At 48.8% G+C, this 17,618-nt stretch carries 18 protein-coding genes and 1 tRNA gene; 8 read left to right on the plus strand and 11 right to left on the minus strand.

Annotated features, from left to right (window positions below; translation table 11 throughout):
- Window positions 1-156: 156 nt before the first annotated feature.
- Entirely contained in the window at window positions 157-2,031 is a 1,875-nt protein-coding gene (gene mnmG / locus Q0274_RS02795; protein WP_298027523.1) for a tRNA uridine-5-carboxymethylaminomethyl(34) synthesis enzyme MnmG, read from the minus strand.
- A gap of 328 nt (window positions 2,032-2,359) precedes the next feature.
- On the opposite strand from mnmG, the gene bioB reads away from it, so the two are divergent.
- Together bioB and Q0274_RS02805 are read left to right on the plus strand one after the other, a co-directional pair.
- Window positions 2,360-3,349, plus strand: a complete 990-nt coding sequence (bioB, locus tag Q0274_RS02800) for a biotin synthase BioB (protein WP_298027525.1) — start codon at window positions 2,360-2,362, stop codon at window positions 3,347-3,349.
- 39 nt (window positions 3,350-3,388) lie between these two features.
- Window positions 3,389-3,814, plus strand: a complete 426-nt coding sequence (locus Q0274_RS02805; RefSeq protein WP_298027526.1) for a hypothetical protein — start codon at window positions 3,389-3,391, stop codon at window positions 3,812-3,814.
- 261 nt (window positions 3,815-4,075) lie between these two features.
- Here the strand turns inward: Q0274_RS02805 and Q0274_RS02810 are convergent, their stop codons facing one another.
- Both Q0274_RS02810 and Q0274_RS02815 read right to left on the minus strand, forming a co-directional pair.
- Complete coding sequence (locus tag Q0274_RS02810; protein ID WP_298027527.1) at window positions 4,076-4,666, minus strand: YceI family protein; 591 nt, start codon at window positions 4,664-4,666, stop codon at window positions 4,076-4,078.
- Window positions 4,667-4,832: 166 nt separating this feature from the next.
- A tRNA-Glu gene (locus Q0274_RS02815) sits at window positions 4,833-4,907 on the minus strand.
- Between the two features lie 512 nt (window positions 4,908-5,419).
- Here Q0274_RS02815 and Q0274_RS02820 point away from each other — a divergent pair.
- The 6 genes from Q0274_RS02820 (at window position 5,420) to Q0274_RS02845 (ending at window position 10,223) form a co-directional block, all read left to right on the plus strand.
- Window positions 5,420-6,178 (plus strand): amino acid ABC transporter substrate-binding protein, encoded by a 759-nt coding sequence (locus Q0274_RS02820; RefSeq protein WP_298027529.1) that lies wholly within the window; start codon window positions 5,420-5,422, stop codon window positions 6,176-6,178.
- A gap of 41 nt (window positions 6,179-6,219) precedes the next feature.
- Complete coding sequence (locus Q0274_RS02825; protein ID WP_298027530.1) at window positions 6,220-6,972, plus strand: amino acid ABC transporter substrate-binding protein; 753 nt, start codon at window positions 6,220-6,222, stop codon at window positions 6,970-6,972.
- A 6-nt stretch (window positions 6,973-6,978) separates the two neighbouring features.
- Window positions 6,979-7,647, plus strand: a complete 669-nt coding sequence (locus Q0274_RS02830) for an amino acid ABC transporter permease (RefSeq protein ID WP_298027531.1) — start codon at window positions 6,979-6,981, stop codon at window positions 7,645-7,647.
- Window positions 7,647-8,381, plus strand: coding sequence for an amino acid ABC transporter ATP-binding protein (locus Q0274_RS02835; protein ID WP_298027533.1), 735 nt, complete (start codon window positions 7,647-7,649; stop codon window positions 8,379-8,381). The genes Q0274_RS02830 and Q0274_RS02835 overlap by 1 nt, the downstream gene beginning before the upstream one ends.
- 466 nt (window positions 8,382-8,847) lie before the next feature.
- The gene (locus Q0274_RS02840; RefSeq protein ID WP_298027535.1) at window positions 8,848-9,441 is read left to right on the plus strand and encodes a hypothetical protein; all 594 of its coding nucleotides are present in this window, start codon (window positions 8,848-8,850) and stop codon (window positions 9,439-9,441) included.
- A 191-nt stretch (window positions 9,442-9,632) separates the two neighbouring features.
- Window positions 9,633-10,223: a hypothetical protein gene (locus Q0274_RS02845; protein ID WP_298027537.1), complete on the plus strand. Its 591-nt coding sequence runs from the start codon at window positions 9,633-9,635 to the stop codon at window positions 10,221-10,223.
- 636 nt (window positions 10,224-10,859) lie between these two features.
- Here the strand turns inward: Q0274_RS02845 and Q0274_RS02850 are convergent.
- The 8 genes from Q0274_RS02850 to Q0274_RS02885 all read right to left on the minus strand — a co-directional run bounded on the left by Q0274_RS02850 (window position 10,860) and on the right by Q0274_RS02885 (window position 17,356).
- Window positions 10,860-13,010, minus strand: coding sequence for an autotransporter outer membrane beta-barrel domain-containing protein (locus Q0274_RS02850; protein WP_298027539.1), 2,151 nt, complete (start codon window positions 13,008-13,010; stop codon window positions 10,860-10,862).
- Window positions 13,011-13,509: 499 nt separating this feature from the next.
- Complete coding sequence (locus tag Q0274_RS11095; RefSeq protein ID WP_367271906.1) at window positions 13,510-13,806, minus strand: hypothetical protein; 297 nt, start codon at window positions 13,804-13,806, stop codon at window positions 13,510-13,512.
- Entirely contained in the window at window positions 13,704-14,201 is a 498-nt protein-coding gene (locus Q0274_RS02860; protein WP_298027543.1) for a sulfatase-like hydrolase/transferase, read from the minus strand. Before Q0274_RS02860 ends, Q0274_RS11095 begins: the two co-directional genes overlap by 103 nt.
- A 182-nt stretch (window positions 14,202-14,383) precedes the next feature.
- Window positions 14,384-14,719 carry a sulfatase-like hydrolase/transferase gene (locus Q0274_RS02865; protein WP_298027544.1) on the minus strand — a complete coding sequence of 112 codons (336 nt, stop codon included), beginning with the start codon at window positions 14,717-14,719 and terminating at the stop codon, window positions 14,384-14,386.
- Window positions 14,720-14,738: 19 nt separating this feature from the next.
- On the minus strand, window positions 14,739-15,260 hold the full coding sequence (locus Q0274_RS02870) for a hypothetical protein (RefSeq protein WP_298027545.1): 522 nt from the start codon (window positions 15,258-15,260) through the stop codon (window positions 14,739-14,741).
- A gap of 667 nt (window positions 15,261-15,927) precedes the next feature.
- Window positions 15,928-16,380, minus strand: a complete 453-nt coding sequence (locus Q0274_RS02875) for a hypothetical protein (RefSeq protein ID WP_298027547.1) — start codon at window positions 16,378-16,380, stop codon at window positions 15,928-15,930.
- Window positions 16,381-17,094 (minus strand): DUF4230 domain-containing protein, encoded by a 714-nt coding sequence (locus Q0274_RS02880; protein WP_298027549.1) that lies wholly within the window; start codon window positions 17,092-17,094, stop codon window positions 16,381-16,383.
- Window positions 17,095-17,104: 10 nt separating this feature from the next.
- Window positions 17,105-17,356: a hypothetical protein gene (locus tag Q0274_RS02885; RefSeq protein WP_298027551.1), complete on the minus strand. Its 252-nt coding sequence runs from the start codon at window positions 17,354-17,356 to the stop codon at window positions 17,105-17,107.
- Window positions 17,357-17,618: the final 262 nt, after the last annotated feature.

Raw genomic sequence — 17,618 nt, forward strand, 5'->3', positions numbered from 1 at the left:
CATCGCGAATCTGCGTTAAATTTCATTTTAATCACGCACCTTTTGCAGAGCATACGCGCTGTCGTTTATATAACGTAATTCTGCGCAAAGCAACGCGCAAAAACAAAATTTACCGCAAGTACGTTAAATTTTACCTTCTCACGCCAGACGCGCAGCTTATTTCAAGCCAAAATTTTGCTTGATGTAAATGTGCAAAATATCGATCGCGGCGGGCGTTACGCCGCTGATCTCGCTCGCGGCAAAAAGCGTCGGCGGCGCAAAGCGATTTAGCTTCTGCACGATCTCGTTGCTAAGCCCTCCGATCTTGCTAAAATCGATCTGCGGCGGGATCGCGACGCCCAGCAGCCCCTTCATCCTCTCGACCTCGGCGCGCTGCATCGCGATGTAGAAATGATACTTGCACTGCGTTAAAATTTCATCCAAAACCTCATCGCTAAAACTCTCAAAATGCGGCACCAGAGCAAGCAAGCTCGCCTTTGAAAAGCCGCTTTTGGCTACAATTTTTTGCAAGCTGCAGCTTTGCGAAATGGGCCCTGCGCCGATACTTTGTAGCAGGCTAAGCGTCTGTTTCGAAGGGGTAATCTGCGTTTTTAGCAAAAATTCCATTCCGCTCTGCGCGTCGTGCTTAAACTTGCGCGCCCGCTCGTAGCTCGCCTCGTCTAAAAGCCCGATCTCGCGGCCGTATTCGCTTAGACGCAGCACGGCGTTACCCTCGCGCAGCAGCAGGCGAAATTCCGCGCGCGAAGTAAACATTCGGTAGGGCTCATTCGTGCCCTTGGTAACCAGATCGTCGATCAAAACGCCGATATACGCCTCATCCCTACGCAAAATCAAAGGCTGCCGCCCGCGCAAATCAAGCACGGCGTTGATGCCCGCCATCAGCCCCTGCGCCGCGGCTTCTTCGTAGCCGGTGGTGCCGTTGATCTGGCCTGCCAAAAACAGCCCGCGGATCTTTTTGGTATCGAGGCTGTGTTTAAGCTCGGTAGGATCGATAAAATCGTACTCGATCGCATATCCGGGGCGGACGATTTTAGCATTTTCAAAGCCCCTGATCGTGCGCAGAAACGCAATCTGCACGTCGTAAGGAAGGCTCGTAGAAAGGCCGTTTACGTAATACTCCGTAGCCTCGCGCGTCTGCGGCTCGACGAAGACGTGGTGGCGGTCGCGATTTGGAAATTCATAAATTTTAGTCTCGATGCTAGGGCAGTAGCGCGGGCCGGTGCTTGAAATTTGCCCCGTAAACATCGGCGCGCGGGCGAAATTTTCGCGGATGATCTCGTGCGTGCGCTCGTTCGTATAAGCGATGAAGCAAGCAAGCTGCTTCGGCGCAAAATCTTTGCTGCGGAAGCTGAAAGGGCGCGGATCCGCGTCGCCGTCTTGGCGCTCAAGTACGCTAAAATCGATCGTCTTAGCATCGATCCTTGGGCAGGTGCCCGTCTTTAGCCGCCCCATTTGCAGACCCAAGCTTCGCAGCGACTCGGCTAGCTCGACGCTTGCTAGCTCGCCCACGCGCCCCGCTTGCAGCTTGTTTTCGCCCACGTGAATTAGCCCGTTTAAAAAAGTACCGGCGGTGATTATCAGACGCTCGGTCTCATAAACGTTGCCAAGATGGGTCTTAACGCCGCAAACGCTCGGAACGCCATCCTGCTCGCAGGTTAAAATTTCGCTCGCGATCTCTTGGCTTACATCCAGCCCCTGCGTGTTTAGCAGCAAATTTCGCATGTAGATGCGGTATTCGTCCATATCGATCTGAGCGCGCGAACCGCGCACGGCTGGACCCTTGCTCTCGTTTAAAATTCTAAACTGCAGCCCGCACGCATCCGCCGCAAGCCCCATTTGACCACCCAGTGCATCGATCTCCTTTACTAGATGCCCCTTAGCAAGGCCGCCGATTGCGGGGTTACAGCTCGCAGCGCCGATCTGCTCGGCTAAGATCGTAATTAGCAGCGTCTTTGCGCCCATTTTTGCGGCGGCTAAGCTCGCCTCGATACCAGCGTGCCCGCCACCCACAACGATAACGTCGTATTTCATTTTTTACCTTTAAATTTAAAGCCGCATTTTAGCCAAAATAAAATTTCAAAACGATAAATCGCGCGCAGATTTCGCAGATAGCGGCTCGATATGTATTTTCATACGCGTAAAATTTTACCGCGCCGCGACTTTTAAGTGATTTTAATTTGCGTCGCCGAAGCGCACAGACAAACCGTCCGCAAAAGCTACGGCACAAAATCGGCGCGCAAAGGGCATAAAATTCCGCGCAAAATTTTTAGCGGAAAATTCCTATGCCAAAATTTCGCGCTCGAGCTTTGCTTTAAATTTAGCGTTGTATAATTACGCATTTTTTCAAAAAGGCTAAGTATTGATAGACAAATTTTATATTTCCGAGCTGAAAGATCGCGTGATAGGCGGCTGCGAGATTGCAAAGCAGCAGGCGCTAGAGCTGGCGCGATGCGAGGATTTGGGCGCGCTTTTTGCGGCGGCGGATGAGATCAGGCGCGCTTTTTGCGGCGATAAATTCAATCTCTGCACGATCATAAACGTAAAATCGGGGCGCTGTAGCGAGGACTGCAAATACTGCGCGCAGTCGGCGCATTTTAACACGGGCTGCGAGACTTACGGAATTTTGAGCGAACAGCAGGTGCTAAGCGCCGCGCTTGCAAACGAAGCCGAGCAGACGCACCGCTTCTCGCTCGTCGCCAGCGGGCGCGGAATTTCTCAAAAAAACTCCGATCTAGGGGCATACTGCGAGATCTATGAGCGGCTGCGAAGTAAGACGCGGCTGCATCTGTGCGCCTCGCTGGGAATCGCCTCAAAGCCCGCGCTAGCGCTGCTTAAAGCTAGCGGCGTGCAGACCTATCATCACAATCTCGAGACTTCGCGCAAATTTTATCCGCAGATCTGCACGACGCACAGCTACGACGACCGCATTCAAACTATCGAGAATTGCCGCGCCGTAGGGCTTGACGTATGTAGCGGCGGGATTTTCGGGCTGGGCGAGGGTATGGAGGATCGCATCGATATGGCACTGCAGCTGCGAGAGCTGGGCGTTAGCTCCGTGCCGATCAATATCCTGACCCCGATCAAAGGCACTCCGCTGCAAAACGCCGCACCGCTAGCGCACGATGAAATTTTAAAATCGATCGCAATCTACCGCTTCATCTTGCCGCGCGCGTATCTGCGTTTCGCAGGCGGCAGACGGAATTTGGGTGAGCATGTGCGCACGGCGCTTGGATGCGGCATCAACTCGGCGCTTACGGGCAATTTCCTAACCACCACCGGCGATAGCATCGCAAGCGACAAAGCGCTTGTGGCGCAGTGCGGGTTCGACCTCGCAAAGGGCGCAGATTAGCGGCTGCGGGGAATTAAAGATAAAATTTAAGAGGCGGCTATGAAGTTAAAATTTTTCCTTGCCCTTATTTTGGTCGTCTTGCTTGGCGGTTGCTCGCTACTCTCACAGGACGACGAGGAGGCTCCATTCTTGGCGGACGCGAGCAGATGCGACGTCGCAAGCCCGCTAAGCAAGGAGCAGCCAAACCGCTGCGCGAAGCGGCAAAAAATTGACGCCGAAGTCGCGCGAGCGGAGCAAGAACAGGCAGTGTCGCGAGACACGTTTAATTCATTCAAGGAGAATAGCGCGCAAGCTCAGCAAATAGCGCAAGAGCAATATATTGCCGCGCGGCAAAGCCTAATGCAACAGCAATCGCAGCAGCAACTGGAGCAGATGCAGCAGCGGCAAAATATGAGAAATTTGCAAAACGAACAAAACTGGAACAGGCTGCGTAATCTTGAAAATATAAGCAGCGGCGGGATTTAGCCGCAAGCGCTAGCTAAATTTATAAAACGCGTAAAATTTAGATGCGAGAGCTTTAGAGGCTGCGGCGAAATTTTGAAATTTAATTTAGCCAAGATTTAAAGGAATTTTTGAGCCAAATTTCGCCAAGAAATTTATGTAGCAAAATTTAATTTATCTGCTTTATCTGCGGCGCGCCAAATCACAAAGCTGGCACAGCGATGAAATTTTAATCAAGACGAAGCCTGGTCGTATTGATCCGCATTTGCCGCCGAATTTTAAAATTTATTTCACCGGCACTTCAAATCCTACCTCTATCTGCGGCCACGTCTTTTTGCCGTGAAGCCCCTGGATCACCTTGTCCGCGGCGAATTTATCGAAGGCTTCTTTGACGTCAAAGTCGTTTTGCAGATCGATCTGCCCCATCGCGACGAGCTTGCCGCCTTTGATCTCGTATTTGAGCGCGACCTCTTTTGAGGCGCCGTTGAAGTTTATTAATGCGTTCGCAGTGCCGCTCGTATCGTCGCCCGCGACGGACACGATCTTACCGCTGACCTTTTGCGTCGTAAGCAGCGCGAAAAATTTACTCTTTACGTTGTTATCGCGCACGACGTTTTTGCCAGTATCGATCGAGCTCAGATCAAACTCCACGCTCGCATCCTGCAGGATTTCCGCCACGCTACCGCTAGTTTTTGCGAAGCTAAATTTCGCGTCTTTAAAGGTAGCCGGCGCGCCGCTTTCCGGCACCCTGATCTTACTAGCCATCTTATAAGAGATAAAATCGATTCTAGCGGCATCTGCGTCGATTTGCAAGGCGCCGCACGAAGCCCACATAAATAGCGCAACGGCGCAAAGCGATAAAGATAACTTTTTCATTGCAATCCTTTACGATGGAATGAACCAAATTATCAAACATTCCGCCTTAAAATTCTATTAAATAAGATATTGGCTAAAAAATACTTTTAAATTTTGAAATTTAGAAAAACAAACGACCTTTAAAGGCGATATGCGATTGGAATACGATGATTGTAAAGTTTGAAAATGGTGACCCACAGGAGATTTGAACTCCTGTTACCGGCGTGAGAGGCCAGCGTCCTAACCACTAGACGAGTGGGCCGTGAAATTGAAAATGGGATAATAGCGAAGTGTATATAAATTTTGGATTAAATTATATATTTTCGGCAAAAATAACGCAAAATAAAATTTCATAAGCCCTATGAAATGCCGCTTTAGGCGTAGGCAACTTTATTTTAGCTTCCAGCGCGACGGATCTAATATGGATGACAAATTAAATTTAGCCCGCACCACGATTCTATCGATATCAAAGTAAAATTTTATGCCTTAAATTTAGCACTTCTTTCAAAAATAAAATCCAAAATTTTGATATAAATTTATTTTATCTTAAACTTTTTTTGCATAAAATCACCGCCAAATTTTACTCGAAAGGTACGCTATGAAAAACGATATGTGCGACATGTGTTGCTGCGAAATGAAAAAGCTAGGGCGCTAGGCACGAATATCTTTTTAAGTGCTTAGCAAGTCGCTAAACATTTAAAAAGATATTTTCAACTCCGCGCTCGCGGGCCTTTTTAGATGAATAGCCAACGATAAATTTAAAAAGGACAAAAAATGAAAAAACTACTAAAATCTTCTCTGCTTGCTTTGGCGAGCTTCGCTCTTTTAACCGGTGCAAATGCAAAAACTCTCGAAAACGGCGTTTTGAAAATCGCGACAGAAGGCACGTATTCGCCCTACTCCTACCACGATAAAAACGACGCGCTAACCGGCTACGACGTAGAAGTAGCACGCGAAGTGGCAAAGAAGTTAAATTTAAAAGCGGAATTCGTCGAAGCTCCGTGGGATGCTATGCTGGCGGCATTTGATGCAGGCAAGGCCGATATCGTGTTCAATCAAGTAAGCATCACGGACGAGCGTAAGAAAAAATACGATTACACCGTTCCCTACACCGTCGCCTACGCCGCGCTAGTCACGCACAAAGATAACAACGAAATCAAAAGCTTCGAGGATCTAAAAGACAAGAAAAGCGCGCATTCGGCGACTAGCAACTGGACCGGCATCGCGCAAAAATACGGCGCGCAAATCGTCACCGTAGACGGCTTTAGTAAAGGGGTGGAGCTCATCATCAGCCGCCGTGCGGATGCGACGATAAACGATAGCGTGACCTTCTACGACTACATAAATCAGCGTCCAAACGCCCCGCTAAAAATAGCCGCTAGCGGTAATGAGCCGATCTACTCCGCAGCCATCGTAAAAAAGGGCAACGAAGAGCTCGTAAACGACGTAAACAAGGCTCTTAGCGAGCTAAAAAGCGAAGGCAAGCTAAAAGAGATTTCGGTCAAATATTTCGGTAAAGATATCTCTGAGTAAAATTTACTCGCATAAAAGCAGCTAAATTTAAAGGATAAAAGATGGTTTCAAAACTACTAAAAATTTTGGCTCTAGGTGCGCTTCTTACGCTAAATTTAAACGCCAAAACCATAAAAGAGGGCGTTTTAACGATCGCTACGGAGGGCACTTACGCGCCGTTTTCATACTACGACGATAAAAACGAGCTAAAGGGCTACGACGTAGATATCGCCCGCGAAGTCGCTAAGAAGCTAAATTTAAAGATCGAATTCTTAACCGCTCCGTGGGATGCGATGCTTGCGGCATTTGATGCGGGTAAGGCCGATGCGGTGTTTAATCAAGTAAGCGTTACCGATGAGCGCAAGAAAAAATATGATTACGCGCAGCCCTATACGGTCGTGCACGGCGTTATCATCACTCATAAAGATAACGACGATATCAAAAGCTTTGATGATCTAAAAGGTAAGAAAAACGCCGACTCCGCTACCAGCAACTGGGCGAAGGTGGCTGCTAGCTACGGGGCGCAAAACGTCACGGTCGATAGCTTTAGCAAGAGCATGGAGCTTCTCGTTAGCAAGCGCGTAGATACCGTCGTGCGCGATAATATCGTATTTTACGACTTCATCAAGCAGCGCCCAGGCGCTCCGGTTAAGATAGCCGCCGAGGGAAGCGATACCGACTATACCGCGCCTATCGTGCAAAAGGGCAATACAGAGCTTGCGGGGCAGATCAGCAAGGCGATAGAGGAGCTAAAAAACGAAGGCAAGCTGGCTGAAATTTCGATCAGATATTTCGGCAAAGATGTCTCGCGGTAGATGGCGATGAACGAATTTGACCGTATAAGCGAGCTTTTGCTAAGCTCGCTACAACCTATGGCGCTGGCGATGATAAAGGTGACGTTGCCTCTTACGGCAATCTCCTTTTCGCTGGGGCTTTTTATCGCGGTGCTAACGGCGATCGCGCGCATAGCAAATATCAAAATTTTAAAGCAACTTAGCGAATTTTATATCTGGATATTTCGCGGCACGCCGCTTTTGGTGCAGCTTTTTATCGTATATTTCGGTCTGCCGATCGTGGGCGTTACGCTCGATGTTTGGAGCGCGGCGATCATAACTTTCAGCCTAAATATCGGCGCTTACGCTTCCGAGGCCGTTAGAGCGGCCGTGCTTTCGGTACCTAAAGGCCAGTGGGAAGCCGCTACGGCGCTCGGGATGAGTTATACGCAAATTTTACGCCGTATCATCGCTCCGCAAGCCGCGCGCATCTCGCTGCCCCCGCTTTCAAACATCTTTATCAGCACGCTAAAAGACACCTCGCTTGCGGCTTCTATCACGATGGTCGATATGTTTATGGTCGCTCAGCGCATCGCCGCGCGCACCTTCGATCCGCTCACGCTTTACGTGCTAGCCGCGCTTTTTTATCTGATAGTTTGCACGTTTTTGACGTTTTTGCAAGCTAGGCTCGAGAAAAGATTTTCAAGGTACGTGTGATGATAAAATTTAAAAATTTGACTAAGAAATTCGGCGATAATGTCGTTTTAAACGGCTTAAATTTAGAATTTAAAGACGGCGAGACGACGGTTATTTTAGGAAGCTCGGGCTCTGGTAAATCAACCCTGCTGCGTTGCATAAATTTACTCGAGATCCCGGACGGCGGCGAGCTTGAGCTTGGAGGCGATAAGATAAATTTCGCCGGTAAAATTTTGCAAAAAGATATGCTGCCATTTCGCGAGCATACGGGGATGGTCTTTCAGAGCTTTAATCTATTTCCGCATCTAACGGCTTTGCAAAACGTAACGGAAGGCCCCGTGCAGGTGCTTAAAATCCCGAAAGAGCAGGCAGAAAAAGAGGCCCTGGCGCTACTTGAAAAGGTCGGGCTAAAGGGTAAGGAGCACGAGTATCCAAGCAGGCTCTCGGGCGGTCAATCGCAGCGGGTGGCGATAGCGCGAGCGCTTGCGATGAAGCCGTATTTTTTGCTTTTGGACGAGCCCACGAGCGCGCTTGATCCGGAGCTTGAGGCCGAGGTTTTGAAGGTTATCGGCGGGCTCAGCAAGGAGCGCGACTCGCTCATCATCGTCACGCATAATATGAACTTCGCCCGCAAAGTCGCGGATCGAATTTTATTTTTAGAGCGCGGCAATATCGAATTTGACGGTACGGCGGAGGAATTTTTCAACAGTGACTCGCCGCGCATAGTCAAATTTATCTCGGCGATGGATTTTTAAATTTAAAGCGTATTTGCGCCGCCGTCGGCTAAATTTACACTTTTGAAAACCGCTAAATTTAATCCGCTTTTTTGATTAAATTTAATCGCCGTGCTGCAGAATTTTTTAAAAAGAAGCGGCACATAAATTTAGCTTTACGGCTCGTAGATTTTAGCTACCATTTGCTTTCGCGCTGCGTTTAAATTTTCAGGCACAGTGCAAATTCTACGCCGCTGCTTTTAAATTTAAAAAGTTAAATTCATTTTAAACAAAATTTGCGTAAAATCCCCTTTCAAAAAGTATTGCGCGAGCAGCGGCGATACCAAGTATAAAGAATTTGCAGCAGCAGTGCCAATCTAAAGCATTTACAGCGGCGGCGCCGAGCATGAAGCATTTGCAATGACGGCGCTAAATTTAAAGCTCGCGGCGATAATCGAAGCGGTGCCCGCATCGCAGCGAGCTGCGCATTAAAATTTAAAGGGATAAAATGAATAAAGCTTTTCAAAGAGCGAAGATGCAAGGCGTGCTCGGCGCGCTCTGCCTATTGATCGCGGGCGCGACGTATTTTCTAAGCGACGAGGCCGCGTATTCGGAAATCGTTCGGGTCTTGGCGTGGCTTCTTGCCTTCACGTTCCTTCACTACGCGCTTGCAAACATCCAAAATATCACGGGCTCTCAGGTCTTTACAATCTTCAAATATACCTACAATATCGCGGTTTTGGTGCTGCTGGATTACGTAGCCGTTTATGTATTAAGCGAATCCTATTACGATCGATTGCTAGCATTTAAGCCGTTTTTGGTGCTTGCGGTTACGGTCGCTTGGATAGTTATAAATTTTAAGTTGCGCGCCGCCACAGGATGCGGGCTTTTCGCTGTATATGCCGCGCTGCTAACTGCATATGTCGGCGCAAACATCCTCTACGGCATGCTTCAAGTGCTAGCTCCCGAGCTTATAGCGGCTAGCGTCGTAAAATATATGGCGCTAGCAAATTTAATCTTAAAGCCCTTGGCGCCCGCGGTGCTGCTGCTTGCGTGGCTTAGCATGAAAAGCTCCGCCGGCTCAAAAGATATATGGAGCTAAGCGGAGATATAAATTTCGCCTGCGTTTTATGCTCGCGCGGAGTTTAAATTTAGTCCGCGCCTGGGTGCTTGCAAAGATAAAATTTCACGCTCGCTCGCGCTGTTTTGGCAAAGACGCAGCCGCGTCAAAACCTGCCGCGTTCATCTGACGACGTAAACTGCGAGCCGCACATTAAAATTTAAAGGTATAAAATGAACGAAGATTTTCAAAGAGCGAAGCTGCAAGGCACGCTCGGCGCGCTCTGCCTACTGGTCGCAAGCGTGGCGTATTCTATAAAAGGCGAGATCGCGTACTTGGATTCTCAAATCTTAGTGTGGATTTTTGCTTTCACATTCCTTTACCACGCGCTTAAAAACATCCAAAATATCACGGGTCCGCAGGTTTTTATAATCTTCAAATACGCTTACAGCATTGCGCTTGCGGCGCTACTATATTTTTCAGCCATTTATATACTTAGAAGATGTGATTGTAATAGGCTGCAAATATACGTGCCGTATTTGATTTTTGCAGTTACGCTCGCTTGGATAATTATAAATTTTAAGTTGCGCGCCGCTACCGGATGCAAGCTTTTTGCCGTATACGCCGCGCTGCTAATCGTTGATGTCGCCGCAGACATCATCTACGGCATGCTGCAAGTACTCGCGCCGCCCCTCATCACCCCAAGCGTCGTAAAATACATGGCGCTAGCGAATTTGTTATTCGAGCCCTTGGCGCCTGCGGTGCTGCTCCTTGCCTGGCCTAGTATGAAAAGCTCCGCGAGCTCGCAGGATCTGTGGCATTAGGCGCGCAGGGCGACGATTTTACGCGAGAGGTTTAAATTTGAATCGCCGCATTGCGATTGTTTTTCGATCGCCTAAGCGGTACAATTTCGCACATTTTAAAATTTACGGTGCGACGAAATAAGCGCGGAATTTCATCTTGCAAAGGCGGAGTTTGGAATTTTAAATCCTCGTTGCGCGCCGCTCAGCCCGAGCGTATCGGCGACGGCGTTTGCAAACGCGGCGTAGCAGGGACCTAGCAAGCGTCTGCGCCAAAGACGCTCGCTTTTTTTTGACGCCGTTTTGTAAATTGTAGCGAAAAATGCGCCGCGAAAGGTTTGCAAACTTTGCTACGACGCGACTATTGAGATTTACATCGCGACGTTACGATGCCTTGAGTTTAAAATATCTTCATCGCGCATAATGAAAGCGGGCGTTTCAAATTCAATGCATACGCCTTTTGCAGGCATATCGGCTCGTATCCAAACGAAATTTTATCCGTCGTTTGCGCTCCCGAGACGATGCGCTCGGCAAGCCCAATCTTTTTCAATAGTATGCAGCTAAAAAATTTGATTTTATACCTAAATTTAAAAGCTCCGATTTCAATTTCAATCCCGCCCTTTGATTGCACCGACGCAGGCTAGAGCATACTTTAGCCGCTTAAAATTTATAAACGAAGCGCAATCCCGCGTTGATCCCTTCTTTCTTGCCGCTTAAACCCTCTAGTTTCAAGGAAGTATCCAGCTTGCCGCTCGAATACTTCGCGCCGATCTCGCCGATAGCGGTATTGCCCTTGACGCTCGCGGCATCAATATCCATAGCGTAGGTACTATTATAGCCGCCGATCTTGCCTTTAAATTCTCGCTCGAAAGCGGCTCCCGCGAAAAGCTCCACGTTATCGCTTACGTCGAAATTAAATCGAGCGCCTGCCCTGCTTCTTACAGAATCGATACCCTCCAGCTTGATGCCCTCGCCCAAGACCTCCGTTTTCTTAGAATCGATATGCGTATAAAAGCCCTTGACATAAACGTCCGCATTGAGATTAGCGCTCAGCTCGAAAATCTTGCCGAGGGCTAAATTTGCCCCGTAGTAGGTTCTCGTTACGTCGTATTCGGCCCTTCCCGAGGCCAGAGAAGCCTCGTAGTCCGATTTGATGCGACCGATTTTGGCTCCCGATTTGGCATAGAAATTTTCCGCCAAGTCGAATTCGCTCACAATGCCCGCCCCCGCGTATTTGAGATCGCCGCTGCCTTTGACGGCGAAATCATTGAAGCTCTCATATTTACCGCCGCCCGTTTCTACGTATCCTCCCAGGCTCGCGCCGTCCCCAATACGGCCCATCGCTCCTGCGAGCACGGAGATACCTTTGTTTTCTACATAGGAGCCGGAATTGTAGCGCATATTAAAACCTCCCGCATACGCAAACGTTCCGTCTGCGGTATCCGTTATTCCCGAAAGGATATCGTCGCTTTGATTTATCGCGCCTAGCACCGCGGCGCCGGTTTCCAGCGTATTTTTATTTTGCGCCATTAGCTTCGCTCCGATTCGATCAGAATTCGGCAGAGGCTGCGGATCGGGATTTATCGTGATTTTGGTTACGTCGGCGATCAGGTCTTTATCGTCGTTAGCGCTACGCAAGGCGAATGTATAGGCAGTCGAAAGCCCGCTTTGAACTAACTGTTCGGAGCGGTTAGCCATATCGCCGAATTTTATCCCGCTTGCGGTTTTTATGAGATTTACGCGATCGCCCGATTTGAGCTTATCCGCTCCGTTTGCTATACCCACGCCGATAGTCGCTTTGCTTATATCGGTTAGCTCGCCGCTTACTAAATTTAAAATCGTCTCGTCGTTTGCGGTATCCGCGGCTAGATAGAAATTGAGTTTTTCAAAGCCCGCGATCGATTTAAACGTATCGTTTTTGCCGTAGACGTTGAAAGTGTTGCCGCTTAATTTTTGGTTTTCCCGACCGAATGCGACGCAGAGATCCAATCGGCTCCAATCTTTATCGCGGACATATACGTTAAGCACGTTATCTCTCGCTTCCGCACCGTCGTGCGCCCACATTATATTTGCAACGTCTATCCTACCGCGAAGATCGTCCGCATCTTTGAGATTTACGACGTTGTTCGTAAGCTTACTATTTCCCCATGCAAATGCGGCCCGCATAGCGCTCAACGAATCGCCGATCGTGCCGCCGTTGATATTTAAAACGTTACCATCGGCGGTACCGCTATTGCCGAGATACGCAGCGGTAAAGGTAGTCGTTAAACGTTCGCCTTTGGTACCGTTGATATTAAGCGTATTTTCATTCGCCGCACCCCCATTGATATCTACAACCGAAAGACCGTGATAAATCATAGTGCCGTTTAAATTTAAGACATTTTTCGTAGCCGTAGCTCTACCGTTTGATTCAACGAGATGCGTTTTCCTGAGCTCACCGCCGTTTAGATTCAGCGTATTTTCGCTAAATACGGTACCGTCCTGCTGCGAGGAAGCTACGTTTATACTATTGAGCGTACCGCCGTTCATCGTCAAAGCATTGCCCTTAAGCGTCTGATCGGCTGCCGTGGCGCTATTTACGATGATATTATTCAACGGGGAATTATCGCTCGGTTGGCTATCGAGCGTAATTATCTGCGCGACGGTCGGATTTTTTACCGTTAGGGTTCCGTCGTCGACGTCTTTTTCATAGACGTCGTAATTATTTAAATCCGTGGTTTTATCGATCGTAAGCGGATTCGCAACGGGTATGGCGTAAAGTTGACCGGCGAGCGCCAAAGATAAACTCGCGCCGATAGTTTTACTGTGCATTTTGAACTCCTCCATAAATGCGAGATGAAATAGCGGCAAGCGAACTCAATTTAGCGACGCTTTTGCACGCTAAAATTTGAAATGTATTATACTCCTATCAATATTAAAGAATTATTAACTATTAAATTTTTAAAGTAGCATTAAAAAATATTCGTTTTGCGGCGTAAATTTAAAGCACAAACGCAATAAATTTCGCTCAATTTACATTGTGAAATCGCAAAAATCGCCCATCCTCAAGAAACGAATTTAGCATCACGCCGGCGCATAAATTTGCAGCGCAACGGTAACGCCGAATTGATGCTGCGGGCTCGTAGCAAATGCTCCGCGATATTGGTAAATTTCCGAGCGCGATTGCGTTAGACGGTCGCTTCGCGCCGAAAATACGGGCGTTAAATTTGACGCTCGCGGCAAAATCAAGTGCAGCTTCGAGCCGGCCCGATCGTAGACGGCATCGGAAGCAATACGGCGCGTAAAGCCTTAAATTTCGGCGCGGAGCCGTTTACCGCCCGTATCCTCCCCTACCTTTTAAATTTTCGTCGTAATCCACCCCGTTCGTCATTCGCCTGCGCGAAGCGTCAAATTCATCGCGCAGCGGGCTTTTGTGCACGTTAAACTGCAGCGGCTCTATGCCTAAAATATCGGCGAGCACGTGAGCCAGATCGTCGCTCATAAAAGGCTCGTCCTTCGCCGCGCCTATGCGCCGCCAAAGCTCCGCATGATCGGCGATAAAGCTTTTTGAAGCGATGAAAAGCAGCGGAATTTCGTAGGTGAATCGGGTATTGATGTTGTGCCCGATGAGGCCGTTTTGCTCATAGATATTCTCTCCGTGATCGCTGAGATAGACGATGAGGCTGTCCTAATCCGATGAATTTCATTCACCACGTAGTCGTTATACAGCACGCTGTTATCGCAGCACGCGAGGGCGACCTTTTGCTTTTGCGTAAACGGTAAGGCGATATCGTCGCTTTTAAATTTATCAAATTCCTCGGGATAGCGTTTTTTATAGTCCATATGATTTCCCATGAGATGCACGACGTAGAAATTTCGCTCGCGCTGCGATTTTTTCGCCTCTTTGATGATCGGCAGCAGCGCGCCGTCGTGCGCGACTCGCATGCTATCGAGCTGATCGCTTGTGGAAAGAAAGATGCTTTTTTTCGGCGCGATCGGCGGCACTTTTTGCGCTAAGGGCAAATTTGCCGAAGGCTTCTTAATTGCTGATCCACATCGTGCGAAAGCCGCTCAGCGCGAACATATCGATAATGCTAAGGCTCTCAAACCACGGCCTTTCGCGCTCGCTTTCGTAGTCGCTGAAATTAAGTATCCGCATCAGCGCGGGATTGGTCGCGCCGTAGCACGAAACAGTATCGCTAAATTTAATAAGCAGCCCCCCGCCGCTGCAGATCGTTTAGCAAAGGCGTCGTATCTTTGCCGTATCCGTAAAGCGACATATGGCCGCGCTGCAGGCTCTCGCCGATAATCAGCACGACGTTTTTAATCTGCGTTGCGTTAAAATCAAGCGCGGAATTCGCCCGCTTCGCCTCGTCGTAGCCACGCTCGATGCTTTGCAGATCGGCAAGGAAATTTGCATCGCCGAGATAATCTTTTACGACGAACGCGAACTCAAGCGGAGCGTATGTGCCGAGCGTCGCGCGATAACGCTCGCCACCGCTTGCGATTTTGGTCGCCGTAAAAATGCAAAAAATGACCACACAAATCGGATAGATCACGCTAAATGCGGCTCGCAGCCTCGCGCTGCACGAGCTTTTTTTTAAACTTCAGCGCGACAAACGTCGCGGTCGCGAATGCGAGCAAAGAGCAGATCACGCCCGCGCTGAGAAATTGCGCGGCGAATTCCTTACTTTCGTTCGCGTCGGTGTGGATTATCGCATCGAGCGCGACGACGTTAAAAGCGGAGTCGAAAAAAAAAACGACCAAAAAGAGCGAGATAGCCGCACAAAGCGTATTGATCGCTAGCACAAACAGAGCGGCAAGCCCGAAAAATCTTCTAAAAACGACGAAGCAGAGATGAAAGATGAGCAAATTTATGATCAAAATGCAGCAAAAATCCTCAAAGATCCGCGAAAATATGCGATCTTCCACGCCGTAAAAGTAATACGCCCGCGCCGCGCAAACGATCAAATTAAGCGCGACGACGAGCCAAAATACACCCACCGCGCCGCATAGGCCGAAATAAAATTTCGGCGCGGGCGCAAGCAGAGCCCTCGCTTTATCAAGTAGTAGTTGAACCATTTTTGCTCTTTATTTTTAAATTTACATCTGTCGCATCGCCGGAACCGCTGCGGCGCAGTCTCGCATCCACAAATTGTGCCGCGCTTCAAGTCGGCTCACGCCAACGCAATGAAAACAGGCGGTAAATTTTACGCTTACAAATTGTGCCGCGCCGAAATCTCTACCGCGAAATTGAGCGCGTCTGTTTTTGCGCCGCGATCGGCGAATTTTTGCGCGACACGATACCGCAAGGCAAATTTTACCTGCCGAAATTTGAATGCGGCGAAATTGATGCGACATTTTCTGTTGCGAAATTTGCCGCACGGCGCGCTTCCTAAACGGCAAAATTCCGTGCCGTGCCGCGTATCAAAAATACGACGCGATTGAGCGCATAAATTTAAATCCGCAAGACGCCGCACCAAAAACAACTGCCGCGCGCAAATCCCACGCACAGACGCACGCTCGCGCAGAATTTACGCGCAAAATGCAAGCCCGCTTTTTGCATCAAATTTATGCAGCGGGTATTTGCGCGAAATTTCGCAGCAGCCCGGAGCGTGCAAATTTCACGCCGAGCAAACGTGCATGTACGAGGCGCTAACGTATCGAAATTTCGCAGCGAATGCGTGAAATTTCTCGGCGCGGGCGCATCACCAAATTTCATCACCAAATTTTCGCCGGCCGAATTACCCTACTCGTAGCCGAAAATTTTAATCCCGGTGTCGCTCTGCTCGTAGCGCAGCGCGGGGATTTTTTGTAGTAGATCTTTTAGCTTCGCTAGATCGTTTTTCCGCCCGCCGTCAAAGGCTCGCGGCACCCATACCCACGCGATCTCGTCGTATGCAAACGAGCCCACCGTAAAGCTAGCTCGCTTTGAGCCCGCCTCCCATTTGGAGGAGTTTTTGATCGCGTAGAAGTTCGGATAGAGGATTTTTTTGATGATGAAGCATTTGCAAAATTTAAAATCCGCGAAAAACTCCGCCCACGTCGCATCCTCGGTAAAATAGCCCTTTGCGCGCAGACGCTTCTTCTCTTTGCGCAGCCTGATCGGCTCATAAAATCGCTGCCAAGCCCTCGCGCAAGCATCCATAAACGCGAGCATACGGGCAAAGTAAATTTTAAAAAGCGCTTTGAAAAGCTCCATCTACTTCTCGATCTGCGATTTTAGCGATTTATCGATTGCGATCTCGTTTGAGCTTATATCGATCGTTTGAAGCGCCTTGTCCTGGAAGATAAATCCGACCTCCTTCGCGCCGAAGCTCTTAGCGATCGCCTCCAGCGTATCGGTCGCGGATTTGTGGATCTTGCCGCCAAGATCGTTGATGATTTTTAGCGAGAGCTGCTTGACCTCGTCCTTGGCATCGTCGATGAGGCGGTTTTTATCGCTCTCGTCAAAGCTCGCGCCGAATAGCCCGTTTAGCGAGTCGGGCAGCAGAAACGGCAGCAGCTTGGCGTTTTTCTCGTCGTAAATTTTCATATCTTTGATCGAGTATTTGTATTTGCACGGCGGCATCTTGATCTCGTAGCGATCCTCGCCCTGCGGCAATATCGCAAACTCGGGGCTTAGCAGGTCGTAAACGAACTCGATCTCAAACTCGAAGATGATGGCAATCTGCTTTTTCGTCATCAGCGGCGAGACGAGCGAGCCCAGCAGCCCGCTGCCTACGTTTTGCTTACGCGTGACGATCTCTTTGGAGTAAATTTTAAAAACGCTCAGCTCGCCGATGCTTTTAAGCCGCGTGATGTCGGTGGCGATCTGCGGTTTGCTCGCTTGCTCGCCGCTTTTGCGCATCTTAAAAAACATAAAAACCAAGATGCAAAATATCACTAAATTTAGAAGAAAAGCAAAATTTTCCAAATTTCATCCTTTAAAATTTTATCGGTATTTTAGCAAAATACAGCGCCGATTTGTAGAGCAATTGAAATTTTGCGATTTTTGCGACGCGAAATTTTAAAATCGCAAAAGAAATTTTAAAGAAGCGAGCCGCGATTATAAAATTTAACGCGGACACAGTCCGCCCCACCGCTAGCGTCGTCGGGGGATGGGTGGGGTTTGTGGGCGAGCAGAGCATGCGGTGCTGCGGGGTAGCGCCGCCTCTGCGAGAGATGTGACCTCGCAATTGGGGCCCCCTTCCCGCCCCAAGAGAAATATACCAAGAGCTAAAAATACTCAAAAAATTTAACGTGGCGAAATTTCTATAAATTTACTCTACAAATTTAGCTTACCAAGGCTTAAGTCTTTTGAAATTTTATCGATATAAATTTTAAGCAAGTGTACGTATTATGTATAATACGTAAGGGGACGGCGCTCGGAGTTGCGAGGCGCCCCCACTCCCACGACTTTTTAAAATTTTGCCCCCACCCGCGCGACGCTAGAAGTGC

Origin of the sequence: uncultured Campylobacter sp. (assembly GCF_937973075.1) — a bacterium.
Taxonomy (GTDB): domain Bacteria; phylum Campylobacterota; class Campylobacteria; order Campylobacterales; family Campylobacteraceae; genus Campylobacter_B.

Coding starts and splice junctions, on each gene's coding strand:
- mnmG (WP_298027523.1), bottom strand. CDS start 2,031: ATGAAATACGACGTTATCGTTGTGGGTGGCGGGCACGCTGGTATCGAG.
- Q0274_RS02805 (WP_298027526.1), top strand. CDS start 3,389: ATGAAGTTAAAATTTTTCCTTGCCCTTATTTTGGTCGTCTTGCTTGGC.
- Q0274_RS02810 (WP_298027527.1), bottom strand. CDS start 4,666: ATGAAAAAGTTATCTTTATCGCTTTGCGCCGTTGCGCTATTTATGTGG.
- Q0274_RS02820 (WP_298027529.1), top strand. CDS start 5,420: ATGAAAAAACTACTAAAATCTTCTCTGCTTGCTTTGGCGAGCTTCGCT.
- Q0274_RS02825 (WP_298027530.1), top strand. CDS start 6,220: ATGGTTTCAAAACTACTAAAAATTTTGGCTCTAGGTGCGCTTCTTACG.
- Q0274_RS02830 (WP_298027531.1), top strand. CDS start 6,979: ATGAACGAATTTGACCGTATAAGCGAGCTTTTGCTAAGCTCGCTACAA.
- Q0274_RS02835 (WP_298027533.1), top strand. CDS start 7,647: ATGATAAAATTTAAAAATTTGACTAAGAAATTCGGCGATAATGTCGTT.
- Q0274_RS02840 (WP_298027535.1), top strand. CDS start 8,848: ATGAATAAAGCTTTTCAAAGAGCGAAGATGCAAGGCGTGCTCGGCGCG.
- Q0274_RS02845 (WP_298027537.1), top strand. CDS start 9,633: ATGAACGAAGATTTTCAAAGAGCGAAGCTGCAAGGCACGCTCGGCGCG.
- Q0274_RS02850 (WP_298027539.1), bottom strand. CDS start 13,010: ATGCACAGTAAAACTATCGGCGCGAGTTTATCTTTGGCGCTCGCCGGT.
- Q0274_RS02870 (WP_298027545.1), bottom strand. CDS start 15,260: ATGGTTCAACTACTACTTGATAAAGCGAGGGCTCTGCTTGCGCCCGCG.
- Q0274_RS02875 (WP_298027547.1), bottom strand. CDS start 16,380: ATGGAGCTTTTCAAAGCGCTTTTTAAAATTTACTTTGCCCGTATGCTC.